4 protein-coding genes are annotated in these 3129 nt (G+C 47.8%); 2 read left to right on the top strand and 2 right to left on the bottom strand.

Annotated elements, in window-relative coordinates; translation table 11 throughout:
• Together VIN66_RS15160 and fldB are read right to left on the bottom strand one after the other, a co-directional pair.
• A partial coding sequence (locus VIN66_RS15160) for a hypothetical protein (protein ID WP_331924760.1) occupies positions 1–752 on the bottom strand: 752 nt, incomplete at its 3' end.
• A gap of 197 nt (positions 753–949) precedes the next feature.
• On the bottom strand, positions 950–1468 hold the full coding sequence (fldB, locus tag VIN66_RS15155; RefSeq protein WP_331924759.1) for a flavodoxin FldB: 519 nt from the start codon (positions 1466–1468) through the stop codon (positions 950–952).
• 132 nt (positions 1469–1600) lie between these two features.
• Here fldB and xerD point away from each other — a divergent pair, with 132 nt between their 5' ends.
• Together xerD and VIN66_RS15145 are read left to right on the top strand one after the other, a co-directional pair.
• The gene (xerD, locus tag VIN66_RS15150; protein WP_331924758.1) at positions 1601–2518 is read left to right on the top strand and encodes a site-specific tyrosine recombinase XerD; all 918 of its coding nucleotides are present in this window, start codon (positions 1601–1603) and stop codon (positions 2516–2518) included.
• A 19-nt stretch (positions 2519–2537) separates the two neighbouring features.
• Positions 2538–3129 (top strand): disulfide isomerase DsbC N-terminal domain-containing protein (locus tag VIN66_RS15145; RefSeq protein WP_331924757.1); only part of this gene is annotated, 592 nt, incomplete at its 3' end.

Below are 3129 nucleotides of genomic sequence, written 5' to 3'. Positions count from 1 at the left end.
GCTGGGTTTTTACCATTTGATGTCTTAAGAACCTTAGACATATCCCAGGTACCGCTAAACATATAGTTCTCGTCGTCTGTACCCACTACAGGATCCAGCAGCAAATCTTTCAGCGAGAAATTATAAATCGCGTAATCATGACTGCTTTTAAATATTACTGCGGCCTGATCAAAGAACTTATTGGCACCCAGTATATTCATCAATGTCTGAGGATTATATTTAGGTGGTGTATAAGTCCAGGTGCCTGAAGTACCACCGCTTATGCTGATAATATCTTCCTCAAAGGTGTAGCTTTCAAAACCATCTCGCTTCACGGTACCTCGCTGGTATTCGCCATTGTCTAAATCAAGTTTACCGACAAAAATCCAGCCCGGGTCAACAAACACGTCTTTGTCTTTTAGATCCTGCAGATCGGATTGATCAACAAAAGCACCATAAGGGCCGAACAGCGATGTATCGTTTAAAAAGCTGGTATCTTTCCAACCCAGGTTTGAGTTAAGGCCAGAGCCAAACTCGTAAACTCCAGCCGGATAAACAGTCTTGTCGTTATATACACCAAGGCAGTCGCTTGGCACACCTGTACCTGCCGGAAGCAAAATAGGCGTACTACCTGCACTTTGCTTCTGAATACTGGTTATCTGAACAGCTGCAGGGGTAACTTCGCAGTTACGGATGCTGGTCAGCGCTGCCTGTGCACTAAAACTGCCTACAACTGCAGCCATAGTCAGGCTGGTTAATACTAATTTATTCATACACAACTCCTTATCCTTGAGGAGCGCGCTGTTAAGACAGACTGCGCTTAAACAACTTATAGCGATGCTCTTAATAACGCCAATTCTACAGCAATATCCGTGCCTGAAATAAAATCTGTTAACATATCATCTGTTTACAAATGTACAGTCAAAACGTGTCAGCGAGAATGTAAACAGAACTGACATATCTATCTGTTTTATAAGCGCTGAGCTATTTCCTGCAATATCTGGCTAACCCAGTCATTTAGCCGCTCGTCGGTCTGGTCGTACTGGTTTTCATCGTCCAATGCTAAACCGTAAAATAATTCACCATCCGCCGTCAGCGCCTTAGAGGCGATAAAGTCGTAGCCTGCGGTTGGCCAAAAACCGATCCGCACTGGTTGTTGCGGCGCAATAGCGTCATGCAACATACCGACGGCGTCGATAAACCATTCGGCATAGCCAAGCTGGTCGCCCATGCCGTAAATAGCAATAATTTTACCGCTGAGGTTTACGCCACTGATATCATCCCAGTGCGCTTCCCAGTCTTCCTGTATCTCGCCAAAGTCCCAGGTAGACAGGCCCAGGATCAGAATATCGTAGTCAGCCATCCGGCTAAGCGGCGTGTGTTTGATATTGTTAAGCTCAACAGTATCAGCGCCAATCAGCGCCTGAATTTTCTCTGCCACCATTTCGGTGTAGCAGGTGGTTGAACCATAAAATAAGCCAATTTTCATGCCGTTCTCATTACAACTTTGGGGCGCTAAAAAGTGTGCGCAGTGTAGCAGATTAGCGGGTGTTGCAAAATCCCGGCTTTGCCGGATGCCTGGCTTACGGTACCATTGCTGAGGTTTTACAGGCGGACTCTTATGGCAGAACAAAAAGCCCGGCTACAGGCAGCCGACGCTGTGCTTATTACGGAATTTCTTGATCAGCTATGGCTGGATAAAGGCGTCAGCGAACACACGCTAACAGCTTATGGTACTGATTTAAGAAAGTTTGCGCTCTTTCTGGCGCAGCGAAAAAAGAACTTGCTTGATGCCGACAGCCAGCTGCTAAACCGCTATCTGGCGCAGCGCATAGATAAAGCGTTCAGCCCGCGCAGTACTTCAAGGGCGCTTAGCAGCTTGCGCCGGTTTTATGCTTATGTGCATCAAAGTGGCAAAATAGCGCAGAACCCGCTAAGCCAGTTATTAAACCCCAAAATTGGCCGCAGTTTGCCAAAAACTCTGTCTGAGCAGGATGTTGACGCCTTACTCAGTGCGCCGGATGTAAACGACCCCATTCAGTTTCGTGACAAGGCGATGCTTGAACTGTTGTACGCCAGTGGTTTGCGTGTTTCTGAATTAGTTGGTTTGTCGATGCAACAAATTAACCTGCAGCACGGTCTGGTTAGAGTAACCGGTAAAGGGCAGAAAGAACGTCTGGTGCCGATGGGCGAAGAGGCCGCACACTGGCTAAGGTTGTATTTACAGCAGGGAAGGGGATTGCTGCTGGGCGGCCAGTTGCTGGATGTGGTGTTTCCCAGCAGCCGGGCGCAGCAAATGACGCGGCAAACCTTCTGGCACCGTATTAAATTTTATGCCAAAGTAGCGCACATTCAGGCTGAGCTGTCGCCGCATACGCTGCGTCATGCTTTTGCTACCCATTTACTGAACCATGGAGCCGATTTGCGGGTTGTGCAAATGCTGTTAGGCCACAGTGATTTGTCGACGACACAAATTTATACCCATGTCGCGCAGGCGCGTTTGCAAAGCCTGCACCAGCAACATCATCCGCGCCCTTAGGCGCTTAGCAGGAAAGTATATGAAGAAGTTTGTTGTAGCCTTATGCAGTCTCGGATTTATCGCCTCAGCGCAGGCTCAGCTTAAGGTGCCGGAGGCCGAGTATGAACAGGTACGTGAGCAGTTCGGCCAGTTGAATCTGACGGTCAATGCCGTGGCTGATGCGCCTCTGGACGGGCTATTACAGGTGTTTACCAACAGAGGGTTGTTTTTTACCACAAAAGACGGCCAGTACTTTATCGAGGGTAATATTTACGATCTGAAAAACAGGGTACTGGTAAACGATGAGCAAATGCGGCCTTACATTCAAAAACAGCTGGTGGCAAGTAAGAACGATACTATTGAATACAAAGCTAAGAATGAAAAGTATGTGATCAACGTTTTTACCGATCCAACCTGTGGTTACTGTCGTAAGTTACACCAGGAAATGCAGCAATATAACGATGCCGGCATTACAGTGCGCTACCTGGCTTTTCCACGCAACGGCCTGGGCTCTGATACTTATCTGCAAATGCAGCATATCTGGTGTAGTAAAGACAGCCAGACTGCGCTGACAGCTGCGAAGAACGGCAAAGACATTACGCCGGCAATGTGCCAGAACCCGGTAAAGGCAC

The sequence above is a fragment of the Rheinheimera sp. genome, from assembly GCF_036568245.1.
GTDB lineage: Bacteria > Pseudomonadota > Gammaproteobacteria > Enterobacterales > Alteromonadaceae > Alishewanella.
Note: the sequence above shows the minus strand (reverse complement) of the source record. Positions and strands in the feature narration are given on the sequence as shown.

What these genes read in the sequence shown, in the direction of transcription:
- xerD (WP_331924758.1), top strand. Translation starts at nt 1,601, where the DNA reads ATGGCAGAACAAAAAGCCCGGCTACAGGCAGCCGACGCTGTGCTTATT.
- fldB (WP_331924759.1), bottom strand. Translation starts at nt 1,468, where the DNA reads ATGAAAATTGGCTTATTTTATGGTTCAACCACCTGCTACACCGAAATG.